Origin of the sequence: Paenibacillus sp. Soil522 (genome assembly GCF_001428245.1) — a bacterium.
In the GTDB taxonomy this organism is placed as follows: Bacteria; Bacillota; Bacilli; order Paenibacillales; family Paenibacillaceae; genus Pristimantibacillus.
Genome location: NZ_LMRV01000088.1, coordinates 46488 through 66556, shown reverse-complemented (window position 1 = coordinate 66556; position 20069 = coordinate 46488). Strand labels below are relative to the sequence as shown.

Here is a 20069-nt window from a genome sequence, read left to right as displayed (position 1 = left end):
TTTTTTGGAAGGGGCTGTTCGATTATGCTGCGTTTCCTGTTTGATGAGCCTCAGAGAGAAGCAGAAGGGATCCTTGCAGAAACGTTCCGTTTAATGGATCAGTTCGTTGCCATCCTGAACAAAAAAATGGCGGCAGGCGAAGATAACGTTCAAAAGCTTCGTAAATATGAAATATGGACGCTAGGCCTTCGCTCATCCCTCGATGAGCTTGAGCAAAGCCACTACGTCGCGCTTCATTTTCAACACAAAATTACTTCCTCCTCAGTTAAGCAAATGACAGATGAGGAACGAATCCATTATAATCGGTATACCTACTTCGATAAGAATGCCTTTATCCGGGTCTTCTCCCTGCTGGATAAGCTTGGCACGCTGCTAAATGAACTTCTTGATATGAGAACTGAGAGGATCAAGCCCCATTTCTCCTATTTTACCGTTTTGCGCAATATGCGGGACAAGCAGGCTCATACTGTGCTGATGTGGAAGCTGAACCATGCGAAGGAGAAGTATAAGGAGCCGCTCAACAGACTCCGCAAACGAAGAAATACGGAAATTCATTACATGAACTCAGAAATGCAGGATGATTTAATTCAAAGCAACCGCATGTACGGTGAAGAGGTCCGATTGGAAAATATTGCGGAACAATCAGCTGATTTGACGCAGGGCCTATACCTTGCGATGGAATCGCTTCTGTTCACGTTTCAATACGCATGCGGATTAATGCGAAACAAGCAACCATAATCCCGAGGGGGGAAAACTTGTGGGGCTCAAGGGCAAAACAGCGTTAGTAACAGGCAGCGCGAAGGGACTTGGTAAACGAACGGCGCTTCAGCTCGCTGAGCAAGGCTGCAATGTTGTCATTAATTACTACGAGAGCGAGTTTGAAGCGCATCAGGTAAAGGCGCAGATCGAGCAGCTGGGTGTGAAGGCGATTACGGTGCAGGCCGATATCGCAACGACTGAAGGCGCGGCCAAGCTTGCTGACGAAGCGGAGCGATGGGCAGGAGGCGTTGATATTCTTATCAATAACGCGGGACCTTTCGTCCGCAAACGCCGGTTATTCAGCGAATATGATGAAGAGACGATCATTAGGCTGCTGCACGGCAATTTATTAGGTGTTATGCTGCTTGATCATCGACTGCTGCCGGGAATGCGCGAGCGGAAATGGGGACGCATTATCCATTTCGGCTTCGGCCACGCGGGAGAAGCTAGAGCATGGCCGCATCGGGCGGTTTATGCTGCGGCGAAGACGGGGCTAGTGTCATTCACGAAGTCATTGGCCGTTGAAGAGGCTCCGCACGGCATTACGGTCAATTTAATCGGTCCAGGCGATATTCGCGGCATGAACAAGGAGAAGTCGATTGCAGAGGTAGAAGAAGAGTATGATAATGAATCGCCAATCGGCCGCCCGGGTGCGGGCGAGGATGTGGCGCGCGTGGTGATTTTTCTCTGCGGCATGAAGTCGAATTTTTTGACCGGCAACGTGATCGACGTTACGGGCGGCTTCGATCCGATTGTTGCCAATATTAAGGGAATGTTCTAACTGCAAATGCGCCAAAAAAAGAGTCTTATCGGGCAGCAGGGAGCTTAGCTCCTTGCTTCCGATAAGACTCTTCGTCATTCTAACGTAAAGGTGATTGGTTCGCTCATCTATTTTTTAGAATACTTGAACGACTTCGATTACACCTTCAACTTCTTCAAGAAGAGCGCGTTCAATACCCGCTTTAAGCGTGATCGTCGAGCTTGGGCAGCTTCCGCATGCACCCATTAGTCGAAGCTTGATGATTCCGCCCTCAACATCAACCAACTCAACGTCGCCGCCGTCGCGCTGCAAAAACGGACGAAGCTTATCGAGTACGTCCAACACTTCATCGTACATAGTTTCTTGTGTTTGTTCACTCATTGCAATCATCTCCTTTCTATCCTATTATAGTACAAAGTGAAGCAATTGAAAATGGATAGTAACTGAGTAAAGTTAGGTGAAGCAAAGTGTTTAAACCAATGATTGAGTTTTGTGCGTCCAATATGCATCACGGCACTGACCGGATAATGAAATTATTCGAGCAAAATAATGCATACGAAGTAGCCGAATATGGCTGCTTAGGCAATTGCGGCGAATGTTATTTGAATCCATTCGCTTTAGTGGATGGCGCTATCGTATCTGCTGAATCGGCAGACGAGCTTTATGACAATATTTTAAAAGCGATCGAGCAGCAGCAAGCGGATAATGAAGCGCTGGATAAGCTGCTGGACGACCTGTAGGCAATGCGCTAACCAAGATGCCGCTTAGAGCGCCAGAGCACGCCGCTTTTCACGAGGCGCGGTACACGTCCCATAATGGGTGTGCCGCCCATAAGCCCAAAGCCGCTTTTTTTGCCGAGCGAGCCGAGTACACCCTTTAGCTTAAGCTTGCCGACTCTCGGTGTCTTATCATGCCAGATCGCTTGAAGCACCTCGGCGATTTGCTTGCCTTGGGCGCCTGCAGCTTGACCGCTCGGGGAGAGCGGCAGCGCTGCGCAGTCCCCAACGACAAACACTTCGGTATAGTCAGGCAGCTGATGGTATTCATTTATAACCAGTCTGCCTTGATTGTCCTTAGGCAAATTCATGCGCTGCACAAGCGGTACAGGCTGGATGCCTGCCGTCCATACTGTTACATCCGTATAGATAAGCGTCGAACTATTGCAATCATGCAAAATGCCGCCCTCTACCTTTGTTAAACCGACATGACCCCGCATTTCAACCTGATGCTCCTCGAACCATTCTGCAACAAATGCTTGAAGCTTACCCGGGAAAGCAGAGAGTACGCTAGGTCCGCGGTCCAATATTCGAATATTCAAATCAGGACGGCTCTCACGCAGCTCGGCTGCAACCTCGACGCCGCTTAACCCGCCTCCTACGATCGTTACTTGACCGTAAGGTTTAACGTCATTCAGCTGTGCATAGGTACGTCTAGCTGCCGAAAACGTTTGAATGCTTGTTGAGAACTGCTCAGCACCCTCGATTCCATGGTATTTATCCGTGCAGCCAAGGCCGATAACGAGCCATTCATATTCAATCGGCTCCTGACCTTCGAGATGGACGAGCTTCATCTCCATATCGACTTCCAAAACCTCGCCGTATGTCAAAGAAATTCTCGGATCAACCGGAAATTTGACACGCAGCTCTAAATCCGAAACCGTGCCGGCGGCAAGCGCGTAATATTCCGTCTTTAAGCCTTGAAACGGCATCCGGTCAATCAATACGATGGAGACATCGATTGGCAATTGTTTCTCTAATAGCTCGTCCGCAATGGCAAGACCGCCATAGCCTCCGCCCAAAATAATAAGTTTTCTCATCTGGTTTCCAACTCCACACCTCTATATGATAAAGCTATTTTGTGCTTTCGTGCTGTTGATTACTCATTCATACACTTTAATTTCATTGTAAAATGTATCACGTTCAACAGGAATTCGGCCTGCGCCTTTAATAAGCCAAATCAAGTCCTCGCGGGTAATGCCTTCCGGTGTTAAGGCGCCTGCAGCATGGCTTATTTTTTCCTTCACGATCGTACCATGCGCATCCGACGCTCCCATCGTCAAAGCGACCTGCGTCAGCTGTACGCCAATATTAATAAAGTAAGCTTTAATATGCGGGAAGTTATCGAGCATCAAACGGCTGATCGCAATCGTCTTTAAGTCCTCGAATGCAGAGTTGCGGCGGCGAATGCCGGCTCTTGGATTGATGGGCTGCATCGAAAGCGGAATGAAAACAAGGAAGCCGTTCGTCTCATCCTGCAGCTCGCGAATATGCATCATGTGGCGAATGCGGTCCTCTTTCGTTTCGATCGAACCGTACAGCATCGTCGTATGCGTCCGAAGGCCAAGGTCATGCGCAGTCCGGTGAACCTGCAAATATTGCGTGACATCGGCTTTGTCCACGCGCATTTTTTTTCGGTAATGATCGGATAAAATTTCGGCACCGCCGCCAGTGAGCGACTGCAAGCCTACCTTCATTAGCTCCTGCAGCACTTCACGGTAAGTCAGCCCGCTGATGCGCGAGAAAAAGTCGATTTCTGCAGCGGTATAGGCTTTTAGTGTAACCTCAGGAAAGCGGTCCTTCAGCGCTTTAAGCGAATCTACATAATACTGGAAGGGGACATTCGGATTATGTCCGCCAACGATATGGAATTCGCGAATGCCGGCATGGAAATGCTTCTCAACATATTCGATCATTTGCTGTCCGCTCAGCGTATAGGAGCCTTCATCGCCTTCGTCCTTACGGAAGTTACAGAAAGCGCAGTGGGCTTCGCACACGTTCGTGAAGTAAAGACTCATATTCTCAATAAAATAAACCTTTTTGCCATTTTTACGCATGGCGACTTCGTTTGCCAGCTGTCCAATCGTAAGCAGATCATCTGATTGATATAAGAAAACGCCATCTTCAAGGGTTAAACGTTGTCCATGACGCACTTTTTCAATAATGTGCTGCATATGTGTATCTTCTGTCGGTATTACGACGTTCATAGCTGAGCCTCCTCGATATAAATAGTTTGTGAAAAAAATAACTTTCTTTTTCCGATTAAGAAGCTGTAACTATTATAAACCTCACACGTAGCATGAGCAATAAGAAAAGTATTTCACAATCCATATACTGGGAAATCAGCTTGTAGGCATGCTTCTCTTGAGCAAGCGAACAAACTGGAGTATACTACAAATAAGTAAGTGAAATTCAGCAGTACCGATTAGAAGGATAAATGGAGGGATGTAGCATGATCACAATTAGTGATATAGCATCTGACAAAATAAAAGAAATGCTCGCGGAAGAGGGCGGCCCTGAACTATTCCTGCGCATTGGCGTCAAGGAAGGCGGCTGCAGCGGCTTTTCATACGGCATGGGCTTTGACGATGAGCAGCACGAAGGCGACAAGGAGCTCGATATGAACGGCCTAAAGGTTGTCGTAGACGAAGACAGCATCAAATATTTGCATGGACTCGTTATCGATTTTAAGGAATCTGCAATGGGCGGAGGCTTCACCATCGAAAATCCTAACGCCAGCGCTACATGCGGGTGCGGATCGTCATTCCGTACGGCTGCGGATGCAGGCAAGCCTGCTGCTGCCGGCGAGTGCTAAGAGTAAACCATCCCGAAAATTTTTCTAAGGATGGTGTATAAGCACCTCGAAAAATGTGCAAGATAGTGTGGACGGTGTGAAGAGAGGTGTGGTTCCATTGGACCATTTGGTGCTAGGGCTACAGGAGGAACTTATTTAATCACTTAGCTTTTATGAAAGCGAGGGGTTGTGTCGCAGAGCTACTCTGAACACACACGCTGTAACGATCCGCTTAAAACCGGAAAGTGAAAAGCGGTGCCCAAGTAATCTTAACAATGTGAAGTGTTAGATTTCAAGAGACTCAAACGATCAAACACCGTCGAAAGAGGAGCCTGTTAAAGGGCTCCTTTTTTCATTGTCATTAGCATTTCCGCCTAGCACGAATTAAAGCGGCTTCCGCCTCAGCAATGAGGGGGAAGCCGCTTTTTTTAATAAGAAATGTTTTAAAAGCAGGTGAAGGAGTTGATATGTCGCAAATCGATTCCGATATATCCCCAAGATCTTCCAAACCATCGAAAGCCTGCAATGGACGTGCGTCCAACAAATACGGGAAAAAACCAAAAGTTTTGACCATTTGAGAGCCAAACATAAGTGTTGCGAAAGAGACAGCCGGAAATGGCTCCCGGATCAACGGCTAACGGCATAACAGCGGGCTGCTGCGGTATGAATTGTGGTGGAGGGGCTGTCGGCCCCATTCCCTGCGGTCCCTGAGGTCCTTGCGGTCCTTGAGGTCCTTGAGGTCCTTGCGGTCCTTGAGGTCCGAAAGGTCCAAACGGTCCTAAGGATCCCTGTGGTCCTTGAGGTCCCTGTGGTCCGAAAGGTCCAAACGGTCCCGGTGGACCAAATGGGGGCATAAATGCCATGCAATATCACTCCTTATTATTTGGGCTAAAGCATTTTATGCTGAAGGGCAGAATAAGGAGTGGGCCATCCGATTTTAAAAGTTTTCAATTCCATAATTGGTTAGACATGCGAAATGGGCTTCATTCCAGGTATGGCAACCGAAAGCGTGGATGAAATAAACTTGCTTCCGTCCCAAGTCAGAAGATTTTCGACATAGCCTAATGTATCAGCGTTTGTGGTGCCGATGATGCGCTGCAGGGCAAGCAAATCAAAGGATGTCCGGTTTTCATTTGTCACAATCGGGTTTACTGCCGCAAGAGCGAGGACCTCGCCTTGTGCGGGCTTCATTAGCTTTCCGTCTTCGTTGTAATAGGCAGAAAAATAGGAATAGCCTTTGTTGCTTATGTCTATCGTAAACAGCACATCAAGCTGGGAGCTTGATACCGCTGCCTTGTACATATCTTCATATTGGACACGGAAAGAGTTGTTTTGATTATAGATTTCAGAATCGAATATTTTGCGAAGCACATGACCGGCATAGGAGTAAATGTAGAAGGTACCGTATCCGCCGCTTCCTCCGGAGTCGAAGCTCACTAAGATGTCGGCAATTTTATTTTGATCGAAGTCGCCTAAGAACAACCCCGCATTGTATCCGGTATTGTATTGCAAAGGAACGACTTTATGCTGCTGGGAATATCCATCATGGATCACAAGCGTAATTTGATCGGCAAATATTCCGGATGGTCCATCAGGTTTATGTCCGAATAAGTAAACAAGATCGGGTATACCGTCTCCGTTTACATCGCCTTGCTTCATGTCGAGCAAATAATGATCCCGGGAAGAGGGATTTTGCTGATTCCTATGCGTATGGAAAAACGAGTTCATAACCATTCCTCCAGGCGTGAAGTAACTATGCTCCTGTCTATACCTATGCAGATGTACGCTGATTTGATTGTGTGGAAGCCTAGCTGCGTTTTTTTACTTATGGGACTATATTTATAGAGATTAGGAGAGAATAAAAAGGAATGTATTTATTAACCGATTGGAATGATTGCTATGATGAATATACACTGGCGTCTTGCAGAGCTGTGGCTGCTGCAGCAGAACAGGAGTTTAACGGAGCTTGAATGTTCCGAAATGAACTCCTGCATGAGGCTGAACGCCAAATATGCGCAAAGACTGGCCGAGCAATATAATTTCGGATTGATGGCGAGCATGACAAACGATTGGGATTGGCTTCATGAAGTATCGGGCGAAATCGACAAGCTGGAGAGAATGTATGAAAGCAGTCGGCCATCTTTTTTTGAACAATGAGAGGAAGGACTGAGGTGCTGCGGCTTAAAGCTGTAGCATGTGATTTACTTAAATATAGCAATCGAAAAGAAATGTTTGTATCGTTTAAATGCTAGAATAGAGATATCGATTAATTAAAGCTCTAAAGAGCTGGAAATCGTGGGCATGACATTCTTATGATGAGGTGATAGGTAATGGGATTTAAGTCCGCTAATATTTTTGTGAATTTACCGGTTAAAGATTTGAATAAATCTGTCGCGTTTTTTACAAAGCTAGGATTTGAGTTTAACCCGCAATTTACGGATGAGAATGCAACATGTATGATTATCGGCGAAAATATATTTGCGATGCTGCTGGTAGAAGACTATTTCAAAACGTTCATTCAAAAAGAAATTTCCGATACAACAAATACATCCGAGGTGATCTTGGCCATATCTGCTGAGAACAGAGAGCAAGTGGATGAGTTTGTCAATAAGGCATTGGATGCTGGCGGTACACATTCCAAAGATGCAATTGACCATGGTTTTATGTACGGATGGGGCTTTCAGGATATTGACGGGCATCTTTGGGAAATTTTCTATATGGATCCGAGTACGGTCAATCCAACTTAAGCTAGTTATAAAAAAAGCTGTCCCAGCAAGTCTATATAGACCTGCCGGGCAGCTTATTTGCCTTATTTGCTGTACAATTTATTTCACTTCATTCATCTGCGCAATGATACCCTCGATGGCTTCCTCTGATATGGAGCCTTGGCTGAACATGGCGAGCGCTCGAAGCGGCATAAAGTTCAGCATGGCCGTCATCATCTCCGGAGCATCCTCCATTAGAGAGCTCATCATGCCGCTGCCCTCAGAAAATTTCTGAAGCATGCCATTAGCGATGATTGCGCGCTCCGGATCGCCCAGCAAATCACCGAACGTTGTATTCAATGTTACCGGCTTGCGAATACTTACGGTAGAAATTACATTCACCGATACGCTGTCCACGATATCACGTGAAGAAGCGCCTACTAAAATTTCGAACTCGCCTGTCTCTACATGCCAATCCTTCAAATCAACATTATAGTATGCGAAGGCACGTTTGCCCAGTTCAAAGGTTACCGTCTGCTCCTCGCCCGGCTGCAGCTCAACCTTGGCGAAGCCCTTCAGCTCCTTGGATGGACGGTTAACGGTGCTGATCGAATCCCTTACGTATAGCTGTATGATTTCTTTGCCCGCTACAGTGCCTGTATTCCGTACATCTACGCTGACAGTAACGGTATCTTGATCCGTAAGCTCCGTTTGGCAGACCTTCAGATTACGATAAGCGAAGGTCGTATAGCTGAGTCCGTAGCCGAATGGAAAGAGCGGCTCGATTTCCTTCGTATCGTAATAGCGGTAGCCGACAAACACGCCTTCCTTATATTCGACTTTGTCGCCTTCGCCCGGGAAGTTCAAGAATGAAGGATTATCGCTGAGCTTAACCGGAAACGTCTCAGCCAGTTTGCCTGACGGATTTGCATCTCCGAATAACAAAGCTGCGATAGCGCCGCCGACAGCTTGACCGCCCAAGTAGCCTTCAAGCACCGCTTTGGCTTTGCCAAGCCATGGCATCACGATTGGAGACCCGTTACTCAGTACAACGACGAGATTGCTCTGCACTTCCGCTACCGCTTCAATAAGCGCAAGCTGGTTGCCCGGAATGTTCAGATGCTGGCGATCATAACCTTCCGACTCATAGCGATCGGGCAAGCCGATGAACAATACGACTACGTCAGCAGTGCCGGCTTTATCCTTCGCTTCTTGAAGCAGCTGCTCATCTTGGTCATCGTTGTCGAGACGATAGCCTTGCGCATAGGATACTTGCGCCGCGGCTCCGGCTGTGCGCGTAATTTCCGCTAGCGTGTTATCGAGCTTCGTCGGCTTAATATGGGAGCTGCCGCCGCCTTGGTACCTGGGCGCATTAGCGAACGCGCCGATTACGGCGATCGAGCCGCTCTTCGGAAGCGGCAGGATAGCTTGCTCGTTTTTGAGCAGCACCATGCTCTCAGCCGCTACCTTCGTTGCCAGCTGATGATGGGCGTCCGCATCGTATACCGCATTCTCTTTCTTGTTGTCCACTGCTTTAAATACAACCGTCAAAATCCGTTCCACCGCATTGCTCAGCGTTTCTTCTGACAATTTGCCATTCTGGACGGCTTCTACGATTTTTCGGTCTCCCGAACCGTTGCTGGACGGCATCTCCAGCTCAAGGCCTGCCGCTAAGCCGGCGACACGCTCATTGACTGCGCCCCAGTCAGATACGACAAAACCTTCATGACCCCACTCTTCCTTCAATATTTCGGTAAGAAGACGGCTGTTCTCGGAGGCGAATGCGCCGTTTACTTGATTGTAGGAGGACATGACCGTCCACGGCTGGCCTTTGATAACCGCCCCTTCGAAGCTGGCCAAATAAATTTCCCGCAGCGTACGCTCATCTACGACCGCATCGGTTGTCATGCGGCGATGCTCCTGGTTATTGACAGCGAAATGCTTTAGCGAGGTACCGATGCCTTGGCTTTGAACGCCGTTGATATGGGCAGCGGCCATTTCCGAGGATAAATAAGGGTCCTCAGAAAAATATTCGAAATTTCTTCCGCATAGCGGCGACCGTTTAATGTTAGCTCCAGGTCCGAGCAGAACGGCTACGTCCTCCGCCTGGCATTCTTCGCCGAGCGCCACACCGACCTCACTCACAAGCTGAACGTCCCACGAGCACGCAAGTCCCGCCGCAGAAGGAAAACATGTTGCCGGAACGCTGTCGAGCAGTCCGAGATGATCGCTGCTTCCGCTTTGCTTACGGAGACCATGCGGTCCGTCCGTTACCATAACGGATGGGATGCCGAGCCTCTCTACGCCCTTCGTATGCCAGAAGTTAAGGCCTGAGCATAGCCCGGCTTTTTCCTCAAGTGTCAGTTGTGATACGATTTGCTTGATATTTCTAGTCATCGTACAAGCTCCCTTCAACCTATTAATAACGCTTTCATTGCTGGTGTAAGCTTATTTTAAACGATAAAAAAGAGGAGTTATGGTAAAATACATAGATAAATAGTATAAATTCTTTATTGGATATCGAGGGCCATAAAATGCTGTGGATGGGAGGAGAGTAGTAATGGAACATGCTGCATCGGATGAGCAAATTACCGCGATATGCAGGTTGATGTACAACAATTTTCAAGTCAATGCTCAATTTGTAAATGCTCAGTTGGAGCTGCTATCAGGGTCAGGCGGCGAAGCACACGCAGCTAATCCGCTCCATTCAACCCTTCGGGAATCGTTAGTGCAGCTGAATATAGAGGCTGCCGAGCTCAATTATCCGCTTATTCAGAGCCTGAACGAGCTGGAGAACTATGTCATTGTCCGTATAGAGCGGGAGAAGATGCGGGTAGGCTATGTCATTTTTGGGCCGTCTGCGTATTCGGATATTTCCGTTGATGCGATTACGGGATTTTTGAATGATTACAACGTGCCGGCCAACCTGAAGGAAGCAGCGCGTGATTATTATTGTTCATTGCCGATCATTAGCGGGTTTAAGCTGCTGCATGCAAGCGTACTATTGTATTACCTCATTTACGGCAAAGAGCTGAATACGCTGGATGTTCTCCATCACAGAGCACTTTTTTCAGAAGATGAGCATGTGCGGTTTGAGCGGCATATAGACAAAAATTTATCCGATCAACGGGAAACGACAGCGCTCCATCATGACGTTGAACTGGAAAAGCAGCTTTTTCAAAGCATTAAGGAGGGAAGGACGGAGAAGCTGCGGGAGTTGGCGAACTTTGATCCCAAAAACCTCGGTATTTTGTCCAAAAGCAGTTATTTACGAAGCCAAAAAAATATTGCGATAGCCGGAATAACGCTTGCGACGCGCGCGGCGATGGAAGGCGGGCTCCATTCGGAGATCGCCTATACGATGAGTGATTTGTACATTCAGCACATGGAGGAGCTAACGGACATTCAAAGCGTCGTAAAGCACCGGACCGAGGCGATGATCGCTTTTGCCGAGCGAGTCAAGCAAAGCCGGTCCGAAAAGTATTCACGAGTGGTCGCCGAGTGTCAGAAATATATTTATAACCATATTTACGAGGAGTTAACGGTGGCAACGCTTGCGGAAAAGGTAAGGTTAAATGCAAATTATTTATCGCAGCTGTTCAAGAAAGAGGTTGGAATTCCGATCCACAGCTATATCATGCGCGAAAAGGTTGAGGAAGCGAAGAAGCTGCTGACCGCCTCCGAGCTCTCACTGTCCGAGATTTGCGCGCGGCTTAACTTTTATGATCAGAGCCATTTCACAAAAATATTCAAAAAACTGACCGGCGTAACGCCGAAGCAGTTTCGTTCCTATTAAGGAGAGTGAAGCTAATTAATCTATTATTTATTTGCAGCCGAAACAAGTGGCGCAGCTTAACGGCCGAAACGATTTTCCAAGGCGTAGGCGGCCATGAGGTAAGGTCGGCGGGGACGGAAGAAAATGCCCGCATTAAGGTAACGGAAGGGCATATTGGCTGGGCTGACATTATTTTTGCTATGGAAAAAAAGCATGTTCGAAGGCTTCATCATAAATATAGCGATGCCCTTATTGGCAAAAAGCTCATTTGCCTTCATATACCGGATGAATTTGAATATATGAACGAAGATCTGATCGGTCTGCTGCAGTCGGGCGTAGATTCATATATTTAACACGTTCGTACAACCTTCATGCGTGAACGAACTCGATCTCGATATGAATTACCTCAGAGCGGCTGCCGATCCGCACGGGGGGGCCCCAGGTGCCGAAGCCGGATGAGACGATAGCATGCAGCCCGCCTTTTTTTAAATAGCCCCAGTCGAGCTCGAACAATCTTCTTGTAATGAGATGATTTGGCATCATTTGACCGCGATGGGTGTGGCCGGATACGGAAATGTCAATGCCGTTCTCGGCTGCTTTCGTGATATCGGACGGCTGATGGTCGAGCATAATGAGCGGTCGTGACTGGTCGAGCGGTGCGACCAGCTCGTGGATGGAGAGCCTGCTATCTGCGCCGAAGCCCGCGGACGCTTTGTCCTTGCGGCCGATGACGTAGAAGCTGTCCTCCACTAGCGCAGCCTCGTCCATGAGGACGCGAATGCCGATCGCATCCATTGCGGCAATAAATTCCGGCACCTTTCTGCCGATGTATTCATGATTGCCGGTTACGGCGAATACGCCTAATGGTGCTTTCAGCTTACCAAGCACCTTGGACATATTTTTGCGAAGAAAAGGCTCAATGTCATCGTCCAAAATGTCGCCGGGAAGCAAAATAAGATCCGGCTTGATTTGCTCCACCTTGTTCACCAAGCGTTTCAAATGCCTGTTGCCGACAATTGTGCCCAAATGAAGGTCGGATGCCATTGCAATTCGCAGCTTTTTCATTTTTCCAGCCGGCTTCGGTACTTGAACGTGATAGGTTCGTATAATCGGGCTCCATGCATTCCAGCTGCCGCGGATGAGGAGTATGGCCATTAGAAGAATGGTGATGCATCCTACGGCAATGATATAAACCGGCTTATCTGCGCCCGCCGCTTTTAAGATGAGTGAAGCGACATTGGCAGGCGGCAAAATGATCACGGCGTATTCCAGTACGGCAAACCAGTAGGAGCCGATCAGCTTCAGCGCCTCAGCTGCCGGTTTAAGCGGGTTGCGGTAGGCGAGCCGGCCGATGAAATACGCATAAGCTATGATGCTGGAGAAGATCGTATACCAGCCCGCATTTTCCCATGTCAATAGAGTAGATAAGAACAGCCAGCCATTCCAACCGATATAGAAGGAAATACTGCTGTATACGAGTAGGATACAAAAAATAATAGCAATAAAACGCAGCTTCATTATCAACGCTCCTTGGCTCATCATCTGCTTTCTATAAGCTGAAACTTACTATATCACACCGGGATTCTAGCAGCAAAAAACGCAACACTAGCAGGAATGGATTGCTAAAGGTGATAGATTTATATAGGATAGAAAATATGGGAAATGGATACAGAAGAGTCAGGCAGCCAGCAGTAATTTCCGATTATGCGAGGAGGAAATTGTAATGGGAATTCCGGTTATGAAGAAGGAGCAGTTGGAGCAAGCGGTTCGATTTTTGAAGGAGTCGGCAAGGCCGCTTGAAAAAACGATGTATGCCTTTGAATTCGAAGGAGGCCCGGCTGAGGATGTAATCAGGGAGCTTTCAGCTTATCGGAATGCGGATGGCGGATTTGGCAATGCGTTAGAGCCGGATTTACGGGCTGCCGCATCCTCTGCGCTTGCAACGACGGTTGCTCTTCAAAATCTGTTATACCTCAAAGCCGGTCCCGAATCTCTGCTTGTCCAAGGGGCCATACAATATCTAATAGCTGCATACAACACTTCACAGAAGGCCGGCTGGGACATTGTGCCTCCTGAGGTCGACACGGCGCCGCGCGCTCCCTGGTGGAATTATAATGCGGGTCATAACGGCTGGGGAAATCCGGCAATAGAGATCGTTGGCTGCTTTTATCGATACTCGGAGCTTGTACCCGCGGGCCTGCTGGATGAGCTGACGCAGCACGCGATTACTTATATTAATGAAACCTCATTGCGGAAAGATTTTCATGAGCTGCTTTGCTGCTTGCGCTTTGCGGAGCTCGTGCCGCGAGCGGTACTGAGCAAGGTTAGACCGGCGCTGGATGAAATGGTGGAAAATTGCGTGACGACGAGTCCAGGGGAATGGAACGGCTATTGCCTCACTCCGATACAGGTGGCGGAATCTCCAAGCTCGATCTATTATAGTCAGCTCAGCGAAAGCGCGAAGCTCTATTTGGGACATTTGCTGACGAAGCAGCAGGCGGATGGAGCTTGGTCGCCGCCTTGGAGCTGGGGACAGTACGAGGACGTTTGGCCGCAGGCCCAGCAGGAATGGAAAGGCGTGCTGACGCTTGAGGCGTTGCGCAGGCTGCGAGCCTATGGTATCGTTTCGTCATAGTGAATGATGCGCTTTCTTTTCTGGAAGCAAAAATGGCATCGATATGAAATGGAGCGAACAACGTAAATGAAATCGCTGGTATTGGCGGAGAAGCCGAGCGTGGCGAAAGAAATTGCCCGCGTGCTCGGCTGCGGACAGAAGCATAAAGGCTATATGGAAGGCTCTACCTATGTCGTAACCTGGGCGCTGGGTCATTTGGTGACGCTGGCAGAACCGGAGGAATACGATCCGAAATATAAGACCTGGAATTTGGAGGACCTGCCGCTGCTTCCGCCGAAAATGAACTTGAAGGTGATGAAGGAAACGTCGCAGCAATTCCGCGCGGTAGCTCAGCTTTGCAAGCGGCAGGATATTAGCGAGCTTATTATCGCTACCGATGCCGGCCGGGAAGGAGAACTCGTGGCACGCTGGATCATGGAGCTTGTCCATTGGCGCAAGCCCTTCAAGCGGCTTTGGATTTCGTCCCAGACGGATAAGGCGATTAAGGATGGCTTCAGCAGTCTAAAGCCCGGTAAGGACTATAATAATTTGTATGCTTCGGCTGTTTGCCGCGCCGAAGCTGACTGGCTGATCGGCTTGAATGTAACAAGAGCATTAACGACGAAATATAATGCGCAGTTGGCCGCAGGCCGGGTGCAAACACCTACACTCGCGATGCTGATGGAGCGGGAGCAGGAAATACAATCGTTTCAATCGCAGCCTTATTGGCATGTAACAGCCGAGTTTGGATCGTTCACGGCGCTTTGGAGAGAGCAGGAAGCGCATGACGGAAGGGTGTGGGACCGTGCTGAAGCCGATGCGACAGCTGCCCGAATTCAAAGGGGGAATGCGAAGGTTGACAAGCTTCGCACCGTCGAGAAATCGGAGCCTCATCCTCAGGCGTACGATCTGACCGAGCTGCAGCGGGATGCGAACAAACGGCTTGGCTTCTCGGCTAAGCAAACATCCAACGTTCTTCAGAAGCTGTACGAGCAGCATAAGCTTGTTACCTATCCGCGTACGGATTCGAGATATTTGTCCAGTGACATGGTGCCCACCCTGAAGGGCCGTTTGGAGAGCATCGCCATCGGCCCCTATGCGCAGCTGGCACGAAAGCTGGTTCGGATGCAGCTTCCCATTACGAAAAGGATCGTCGATGACAGCAAGGTAACGGATCATCACGCTATTATTCCAACCGAGCAATTTGTTAATTTGGGGGCATTAAGCAGTGATGAGCGCAAGCTGTACGATCTTATCGTAAGGCGGTTTATCGCTTTGTTTTATGGTCCTTACCGGTATGACGAGACGAGCGTCGTACTGGCGGCAGGCAGGGACCTGCTTTATGCGAAGGGAAAAATCGAGAAGGAAAAGGGCTGGAAGGAAATTTATCAGTCCGATTCGTATGCTTCCGGCCAAGATGAGGAGGAAGACGATGAGAGCGAAGGCAGCGGCTCTGGACAAGGCAAAGCCGACCGCCAGCCGGCGCAGCTTCTTCCTCCGCTTCAGTTGGGACAGGCGCTGCCTATCAAGCAGGAAAAAGTACGGGAGCTGCGAACGCTGCCGCCTGCACGGTATACGGAAGCGACGCTGCTTACCCGGATGGAGAAGCATAGCCTGGGTACGCCTGCAACGCGCGCCGATATTATTGAAAAGCTGCTGGGCACGGACACCATTACACGTACGCAAAACAAGCTGATGCCGACGGGAAAAGGCAAACAGCTTATCGAGCTGGTCGTTAACGAGCTCAGAAGCCCTGATTTGACTGCCAGGTGGGAACAGGAGCTGGAGCGGATTGCGAAGGGCAAGGGCGATCCGGCAGCCTTTATGAAGGGTGTGCGCGAGCAAGCGAAGAAATGGGTATCCGAGGTCATTGCGGAGACGAAGGAATACAAGCCGCATAACCTGACGCATTCCCGCTGTCCGGATTGCGAGAAGCCTTTGCTCGAAATTAACGGCAAGCGCGGCAAATCGCTCGTTTGCTCTGATCGCGAATGCGGCTATCGGCGTGCAGCGGAGCCTGCGCTTTCCAACAAGCGCTGTCCGCAATGCCATAAGAAAATGGAAATGAAAGACGGCAAAGCAGGCAAGTATGCGCAGTGCAGGCCTTGTAATGTCATCGAAATGCTTGGCGACAAGCAGAGCGGCAAAGTGGGCCGAAAGCAGAACCAGAAGCTTATCGAGCAATACAGCGATAATTCGACGATGTCAAACAGCTTGGCGGACAAGCTGAAGGCAGCGCTGGAGAAACAATCAGGCAAGTAATTAAGGAGAAACCGGCAAGCAGAGCCAGAGATGGCGGCCTGCCGGTTTTTTGCTGTGCAAAGGCAGCTGGAAAATTTTGTTTACAAACCGACCGACGGTCTGTATATTGGAGAACTAATAATGGCTTCGCAGCTGGAAGTCATTAATGCATCCTTTCACCTTGCGGTGGAGCAAAGCAGCAACTTGACTGGCCCGCTGCTTGCTATTGCCGAAGGGCTGGTTCAGCTTCAGCAGAAGGACAGCGTTGCCAATCAAATTTTGACCTATTTGCTCAGCCAGAAGGATAAGCCGGGAATTGCAGTCGTGCTGCAGCAATTTCACGAACGCTCCACGTCTGTATCGCTTTATTGGATTGAGACCGGACAACGCGAAGGCGTCATCGATCGAACCGTTGATGCGCGCAAGGCAGCGGAGCAGTTCGTCATGCTGTCTTACGGCATGTGCATTCGCAACATCATGTTGGCCGAGGCTGGCTCGTCGCCCGCGCGCTCCTTCGAGAAGGAAGATTTTTATCAATTTATGCTTCTTATTTTGCAAGGAGGAGGCCGTTGATTTATGGGACGTATATTTTTATTTTTGCATGTGCTTGGGGCAGTTTTATTTCTCGGGAACATCATTACGACCGCCTTTTGGAAAATAAGGCAGGACCGCAGCAGCGCGCCGGAGCCGCTGCATCATATGGCGCAAAGCATTATGCGTGCCGATTATATCTTTACCATTCCAGGCATCGTGTTTCTTGTGGTGTTCGGTATATTAACGGCTCTTGATTATGGCTATTCCTTGGTGGTTCCCGTCGGAGCGAGCGGCTAAATCTCGCAACGATGCTAGTAAATAAAGGCTCCTAACCTCTGTCATTCATCCAAGAGACAGATAGCTCTCCATCATATGCTATGGAAGAAGCGACAGGAAAGGAGACAGGAATCGTTGGGTGAACATTATGGAAGGCGAATTGCGGACAAATGGGCCAAGACGGCGGCTCTGCTGTCGCATCATAGCATTGCACCGCATATTCCTCCTACAAGCAGATTTACGGCTAACCATCTAAGTAGCATGCTGGATACACATCATATGGTAGTCGTGAAGCCAGTGGTTGGCACGGGCGGCCATGGCGTCATTAAGGTTTGGCGTAACGGCGAAGGATATGCCTATATGTATTATTCAAAGACGAAACGGTTTGCTAGTTTTGCAGCGCTGCTGGCTGCGCTTCATAAACAACGCAAAGGTCGAGCATATATGATTCAAAAAGGCATTTATTTAGCTACAGTAAATGGCAGACCGATCGATTACCGCGTGAAGTATGTCAAGACGAAATCCGGCTGGGTATACCGTTCAATGGTCGGCCGAATAGCGAGACCCGGACTGTTCGTAACAAATTTATGCCGGGGAGGAACAATGGTTACAGCAGCGCATGGTATTAGCCGGTCATTGTCAGCATCGCTTGTATCAGCAAAGAAGGACAAGATGCGTAAGCTTACCGTATGGTCAACCGCCGTGCTGGAATCGAGATATCCCGGTATCGGGCAGCTTGGTTTTGACTACGGCATCGATAAGCAGGGGAAGATTTGGATATTCGAGGTAAATACGAAGCCGCAATAAATGTGCTGGAAGGGCTGTTCCGAAAGGTCATTGACCTTGAGGGACAGCCCTTCTATTTGCTAATGAAATCGTCCGATTCTATTGAAAGTAAGCGATAAGGTTATATATTCCATTAATAGATTCATAGAAAACGATTAAAGTTTTTTATAGATTTGCTGACAGATGGGCCTGTGGATAACTATATCCACATTATCCCCCCCCTATTTTGCTTATCGTTCATTGTATATACACATGCTATTCACACCGTATCCACAACATCTTGTGTATAAGAGGAGCTGTTGTCCTTCTAATAGTGCCATGCTACTATGAGTAAGAATTAACCAAAGGATGGAAGAAAGGGTGTGTAGTATGGAGCTACTGTCTGACGAAATGTTAGTAGACACTTATTATGCAGCGATTCATTTTGAATTAGAGCCGGAATTTATTCGGATGTTAACGGTCGAAATGAAGCGAAGACGTCTTAATCCGGAAGTCTTCAAAATTACCGCTTAAATCCTGTCGTAACTTGCAGTCTTTTCAACATGATTACCATTCCGTAACGGAAACCTCTGTTGCTTCGTTACAGGTCGAGCAATATAAAAGATGCTTGCAAGCTGAATTATTTTGCAAATACACATCACCACTTAGAAGCGGTTCGTCTTCGATCTGCGCATAGGGAGCATAGGGACCTGTTAGATCAGATAATCGACCGCAATCAACAATTGCGCCAGCGCAAGAGGAGCAGCGTATATGCAAAGATTGAATTCCGTTACAGACAGGACAAAACATAAGGGTATCCTCCTCGGCACACCTTGCATTTGAATGCGATAGGTGCATGAAATGAATGAGCCAAGGTTAGGATACCCTTTTGTTAACATTTTAAAATGATAAATTTTAAAGCTTCATGTTGCTGCTGTGTCCAGGCGACAGCTTGGCGCTCGGATCAACGTATACCTTTGCATTGTTAATGGCGGTTGGCGCCTCGCCGAAGCCTACTGCAATAAGTTTAAGCTTGCCGGGATAGGTTGTAACGTCGCCTGCGGCGAAGATGCCCGGTATATTCGTCTCCATCCGGGTGTCCACGATAATAGAGCCGCCTTGAATATCGATACCCCATTCCGCGATCGGGCCGAGAGAAGAGATGAAGCCAAAGTTTACAATTACGGCATCGACATCCAGTTCGGTCGTTTCTTTCGTTTTAACATTCGATAGCGTAACTTTAGTAATGCTCTCATCACCATGAAGCGCTGCAAGCTCAACCGGCGTTAGCACGTTCACCTTGGATTTTATCAGATTCTCCACGCTATGCTCATGCGCTCGGAATTTATCGCGGCGATGAATAAGCGTCACACTCTCGGCAATGGCTTCCAGCATAAGCGACCAGTCCACAGCAGAGTCACCTCCACCGCTAATGAGCACCCTTTGCCCCTGAAAGCGCTGCAAATCACCTACAAAATAATGAAGATTTTTTTTCTCGAATTGAGCGGCTTCAGGCAGTTCTAACCGACGCGGTTCAAATGCGCCAACTCCCGCTGTAATAATTACCGCTTTAGAAAAATGTGTGGCTTTGTCTGTTATAATTTCAAAGAGGCGCTCGTCATGTTTGATGACATTTGTAACCTTCTCCTCCAGACAGATCTCCGGTTTGAAATGATTGAGCTGCTCCGTCAACCGGTCAACCAGCTCTTGAGCCGTCACCTTAGGAAATCCGGCAACGTCGTAAATATATTTTTCTGGGTAAAGCGCTGCAAGCTGACCGCCTAGCTGGGGCATGCTTTCAATCAGTTTCACTGATGCTTGGCGCATACCGCCATAGAAAGCAGCGAACAATCCCGCAGGCCCTCCACCGATGATTATTATATCGACGGGGTTTACGGCTGTTTTAAGGTTAGACAAGATAGCCACCTCCACATTTTAAGCTTTACGTTTTTTATTATAAACTTTCAATGAAGAAGAAGGAAATAATTAATTTGTATACAGCTCTAAACAATTTCGTACAAATTGCCCTTGAACTTTTACTGAAAACTATGTAAAATTTCTGATGTATGT

Annotated in this window: 22 protein-coding genes; 14 read left to right on the top strand and 8 right to left on the bottom strand. The window is 48.4% G+C overall.

Annotated features, from left to right (window positions below):
• Positions 1–24 precede the first annotated feature (24 nt).
• Complete coding sequence (locus tag ASG81_RS25735) at positions 25–738, top strand: Cthe_2314 family HEPN domain-containing protein (protein ID WP_056641280.1); 714 nt, start codon at positions 25–27, stop codon at positions 736–738.
• 19 nt (positions 739–757) lie between these two features.
• The gene (locus ASG81_RS25730) at positions 758–1540 is read left to right on the top strand and encodes an SDR family oxidoreductase (protein WP_056641277.1); all 783 of its coding nucleotides are present in this window, start codon (positions 758–760) and stop codon (positions 1538–1540) included.
• A 114-nt stretch (positions 1541–1654) separates the two neighbouring features.
• Here ASG81_RS25730 and ASG81_RS25725 read toward each other — a convergent pair whose 3' ends face one another.
• Positions 1655–1900, bottom strand: a complete 246-nt coding sequence (locus ASG81_RS25725) for a NifU family protein (protein ID WP_056641273.1) — start codon at positions 1898–1900, stop codon at positions 1655–1657.
• Between the two features lie 98 nt (positions 1901–1998).
• Here ASG81_RS25725 and ASG81_RS25720 point away from each other — a divergent pair, with 98 nt between their 5' ends.
• A complete protein-coding gene (locus tag ASG81_RS25720; RefSeq protein WP_056641711.1) occupies positions 1999–2259 on the top strand; it encodes a YuzB family protein in 261 nt (86 codons plus the stop codon).
• Between the two features lie 8 nt (positions 2260–2267).
• On the opposite strand, the gene ASG81_RS25715 is transcribed toward ASG81_RS25720, so the two are convergent.
• Both ASG81_RS25715 and mqnE read right to left on the bottom strand, forming a co-directional pair.
• Positions 2268–3335: an NAD(P)/FAD-dependent oxidoreductase gene (locus tag ASG81_RS25715; RefSeq protein ID WP_056641269.1), complete on the bottom strand. Its 1068-nt coding sequence runs from the start codon at positions 3333–3335 to the stop codon at positions 2268–2270.
• 63 nt (positions 3336–3398) lie between these two features.
• A complete protein-coding gene (gene mqnE / locus ASG81_RS25710; RefSeq protein ID WP_056641266.1) occupies positions 3399–4502 on the bottom strand; it encodes an aminofutalosine synthase MqnE in 1104 nt (367 codons plus the stop codon).
• Between the two features lie 245 nt (positions 4503–4747).
• Between mqnE and erpA the strand changes: the two genes are divergently transcribed.
• Complete coding sequence (erpA, locus tag ASG81_RS25705) at positions 4748–5110, top strand: iron-sulfur cluster insertion protein ErpA (protein ID WP_056641263.1); 363 nt, start codon at positions 4748–4750, stop codon at positions 5108–5110.
• A 422-nt stretch (positions 5111–5532) separates the two neighbouring features.
• Here the strand turns inward: erpA and ASG81_RS30365 are convergent, their stop codons facing one another.
• The gene (locus ASG81_RS30365) at positions 5533–5952 is read right to left on the bottom strand and encodes a collagen-like protein (protein WP_155971948.1); all 420 of its coding nucleotides are present in this window, start codon (positions 5950–5952) and stop codon (positions 5533–5535) included.
• Positions 5953–6052: 100 nt separating this feature from the next.
• Positions 6053–6817, bottom strand: a complete 765-nt coding sequence (locus ASG81_RS25690) for an FG-GAP repeat domain-containing protein (RefSeq protein ID WP_056641253.1) — start codon at positions 6815–6817, stop codon at positions 6053–6055.
• A gap of 171 nt (positions 6818–6988) precedes the next feature.
• On the opposite strand from ASG81_RS25690, the gene ASG81_RS25685 reads away from it, so the two are divergent.
• Positions 6989–7246: a DUF7667 family protein gene (locus ASG81_RS25685; protein WP_056641708.1), complete on the top strand. Its 258-nt coding sequence runs from the start codon at positions 6989–6991 to the stop codon at positions 7244–7246.
• 173 nt (positions 7247–7419) lie between these two features.
• The gene (locus tag ASG81_RS25680) at positions 7420–7836 is read left to right on the top strand and encodes a VOC family protein (protein WP_056641250.1); all 417 of its coding nucleotides are present in this window, start codon (positions 7420–7422) and stop codon (positions 7834–7836) included.
• Between the two features lie 78 nt (positions 7837–7914).
• Here the strand turns inward: ASG81_RS25680 and ASG81_RS25675 are convergent, their stop codons facing one another.
• Complete coding sequence (locus ASG81_RS25675) at positions 7915–10191, bottom strand: beta-glucosidase family protein (protein WP_056641247.1); 2277 nt, start codon at positions 10189–10191, stop codon at positions 7915–7917.
• Positions 10192–10354: 163 nt separating this feature from the next.
• On the opposite strand from ASG81_RS25675, the gene ASG81_RS25670 reads away from it, so the two are divergent.
• Both ASG81_RS25670 and ASG81_RS25665 read left to right on the top strand, forming a co-directional pair.
• On the top strand, positions 10355–11590 hold the full coding sequence (locus tag ASG81_RS25670) for a helix-turn-helix domain-containing protein (RefSeq protein ID WP_056641244.1): 1236 nt from the start codon (positions 10355–10357) through the stop codon (positions 11588–11590).
• A gap of 14 nt (positions 11591–11604) precedes the next feature.
• The gene (locus ASG81_RS25665) at positions 11605–11922 is read left to right on the top strand and encodes a low molecular weight protein tyrosine phosphatase family protein (RefSeq protein WP_056641705.1); all 318 of its coding nucleotides are present in this window, start codon (positions 11605–11607) and stop codon (positions 11920–11922) included.
• A 16-nt stretch (positions 11923–11938) separates the two neighbouring features.
• Here the strand turns inward: ASG81_RS25665 and ASG81_RS25660 are convergent, their stop codons facing one another.
• Entirely contained in the window at positions 11939–13087 is a 1149-nt protein-coding gene (locus tag ASG81_RS25660) for a metallophosphoesterase (protein ID WP_056641241.1), read from the bottom strand.
• Positions 13088–13292: 205 nt separating this feature from the next.
• On the opposite strand from ASG81_RS25660, the gene ASG81_RS25655 reads away from it, so the two are divergent.
• From ASG81_RS25655 to sda, 6 genes are all read left to right on the top strand, one after another.
• Positions 13293–14204, top strand: coding sequence for a hypothetical protein (locus tag ASG81_RS25655; protein WP_056641238.1), 912 nt, complete (start codon positions 13293–13295; stop codon positions 14202–14204).
• Between the two features lie 66 nt (positions 14205–14270).
• Positions 14271–16445 carry a DNA topoisomerase III gene (locus ASG81_RS25650; protein ID WP_056641235.1) on the top strand — a complete coding sequence of 725 codons (2175 nt, stop codon included), beginning with the start codon at positions 14271–14273 and terminating at the stop codon, positions 16443–16445.
• Positions 16446–16565: 120 nt separating this feature from the next.
• Positions 16566–16997 carry a hypothetical protein gene (locus ASG81_RS25645; protein ID WP_162255069.1) on the top strand — a complete coding sequence of 144 codons (432 nt, stop codon included), beginning with the start codon at positions 16566–16568 and terminating at the stop codon, positions 16995–16997.
• Positions 16998–17000: 3 nt separating this feature from the next.
• A complete protein-coding gene (locus ASG81_RS25640; RefSeq protein ID WP_056641229.1) occupies positions 17001–17255 on the top strand; it encodes a DUF2269 family protein in 255 nt (84 codons plus the stop codon).
• A gap of 114 nt (positions 17256–17369) precedes the next feature.
• A complete protein-coding gene (locus tag ASG81_RS25635) occupies positions 17370–18041 on the top strand; it encodes a YheC/YheD family protein (protein ID WP_081417588.1) in 672 nt (223 codons plus the stop codon).
• A gap of 348 nt (positions 18042–18389) precedes the next feature.
• Complete coding sequence (sda, locus tag ASG81_RS30360) at positions 18390–18533, top strand: sporulation histidine kinase inhibitor Sda (RefSeq protein ID WP_081417587.1); 144 nt, start codon at positions 18390–18392, stop codon at positions 18531–18533.
• A gap of 381 nt (positions 18534–18914) precedes the next feature.
• Here the strand turns inward: sda and ASG81_RS25630 are convergent, their stop codons facing one another.
• Positions 18915–19916 carry an NAD(P)/FAD-dependent oxidoreductase gene (locus ASG81_RS25630; RefSeq protein ID WP_056641223.1) on the bottom strand — a complete coding sequence of 334 codons (1002 nt, stop codon included), beginning with the start codon at positions 19914–19916 and terminating at the stop codon, positions 18915–18917.
• Positions 19917–20069: the final 153 nt, after the last annotated feature.

Excerpts from the sequence above, each read along its gene's own strand:
- ASG81_RS25735 (WP_056641280.1), top strand. The coding sequence starts at position 25 with ATGCTGCGTTTCCTGTTTGATGAGCCTCAGAGAGAAGCAGAAGGGATC.
- ASG81_RS25725 (WP_056641273.1), bottom strand. The coding sequence starts at position 1,900 with ATGAGTGAACAAACACAAGAAACTATGTACGATGAAGTGTTGGACGTA.
- ASG81_RS25720 (WP_056641711.1), top strand. The coding sequence starts at position 1,999 with ATGATTGAGTTTTGTGCGTCCAATATGCATCACGGCACTGACCGGATA.
- ASG81_RS25715 (WP_056641269.1), bottom strand. The coding sequence starts at position 3,335 with ATGAGAAAACTTATTATTTTGGGCGGAGGCTATGGCGGTCTTGCCATT.
- mqnE (WP_056641266.1), bottom strand. The coding sequence starts at position 4,502 with ATGAACGTCGTAATACCGACAGAAGATACACATATGCAGCACATTATT.
- erpA (WP_056641263.1), top strand. The coding sequence starts at position 4,748 with ATGATCACAATTAGTGATATAGCATCTGACAAAATAAAAGAAATGCTC.
- ASG81_RS30365 (WP_155971948.1), bottom strand. The coding sequence starts at position 5,952 with ATGGCATTTATGCCCCCATTTGGTCCACCGGGACCGTTTGGACCTTTC.
- ASG81_RS25690 (WP_056641253.1), bottom strand. The coding sequence starts at position 6,817 with ATGAACTCGTTTTTCCATACGCATAGGAATCAGCAAAATCCCTCTTCC.
- ASG81_RS25685 (WP_056641708.1), top strand. The coding sequence starts at position 6,989 with ATGATGAATATACACTGGCGTCTTGCAGAGCTGTGGCTGCTGCAGCAG.
- ASG81_RS25680 (WP_056641250.1), top strand. The coding sequence starts at position 7,420 with ATGGGATTTAAGTCCGCTAATATTTTTGTGAATTTACCGGTTAAAGAT.
- ASG81_RS25675 (WP_056641247.1), bottom strand. The coding sequence starts at position 10,191 with ATGACTAGAAATATCAAGCAAATCGTATCACAACTGACACTTGAGGAA.
- ASG81_RS25670 (WP_056641244.1), top strand. The coding sequence starts at position 10,355 with ATGGAACATGCTGCATCGGATGAGCAAATTACCGCGATATGCAGGTTG.
- ASG81_RS25660 (WP_056641241.1), bottom strand. The coding sequence starts at position 13,087 with ATGAAGCTGCGTTTTATTGCTATTATTTTTTGTATCCTACTCGTATAC.
- ASG81_RS25655 (WP_056641238.1), top strand. The coding sequence starts at position 13,293 with ATGGGAATTCCGGTTATGAAGAAGGAGCAGTTGGAGCAAGCGGTTCGA.
- ASG81_RS25650 (WP_056641235.1), top strand. The coding sequence starts at position 14,271 with ATGAAATCGCTGGTATTGGCGGAGAAGCCGAGCGTGGCGAAAGAAATT.
- ASG81_RS25645 (WP_162255069.1), top strand. The coding sequence starts at position 16,566 with ATGGCTTCGCAGCTGGAAGTCATTAATGCATCCTTTCACCTTGCGGTG.
- ASG81_RS25640 (WP_056641229.1), top strand. The coding sequence starts at position 17,001 with ATGGGACGTATATTTTTATTTTTGCATGTGCTTGGGGCAGTTTTATTT.
- sda (WP_081417587.1), top strand. The coding sequence starts at position 18,390 with ATGGAGCTACTGTCTGACGAAATGTTAGTAGACACTTATTATGCAGCG.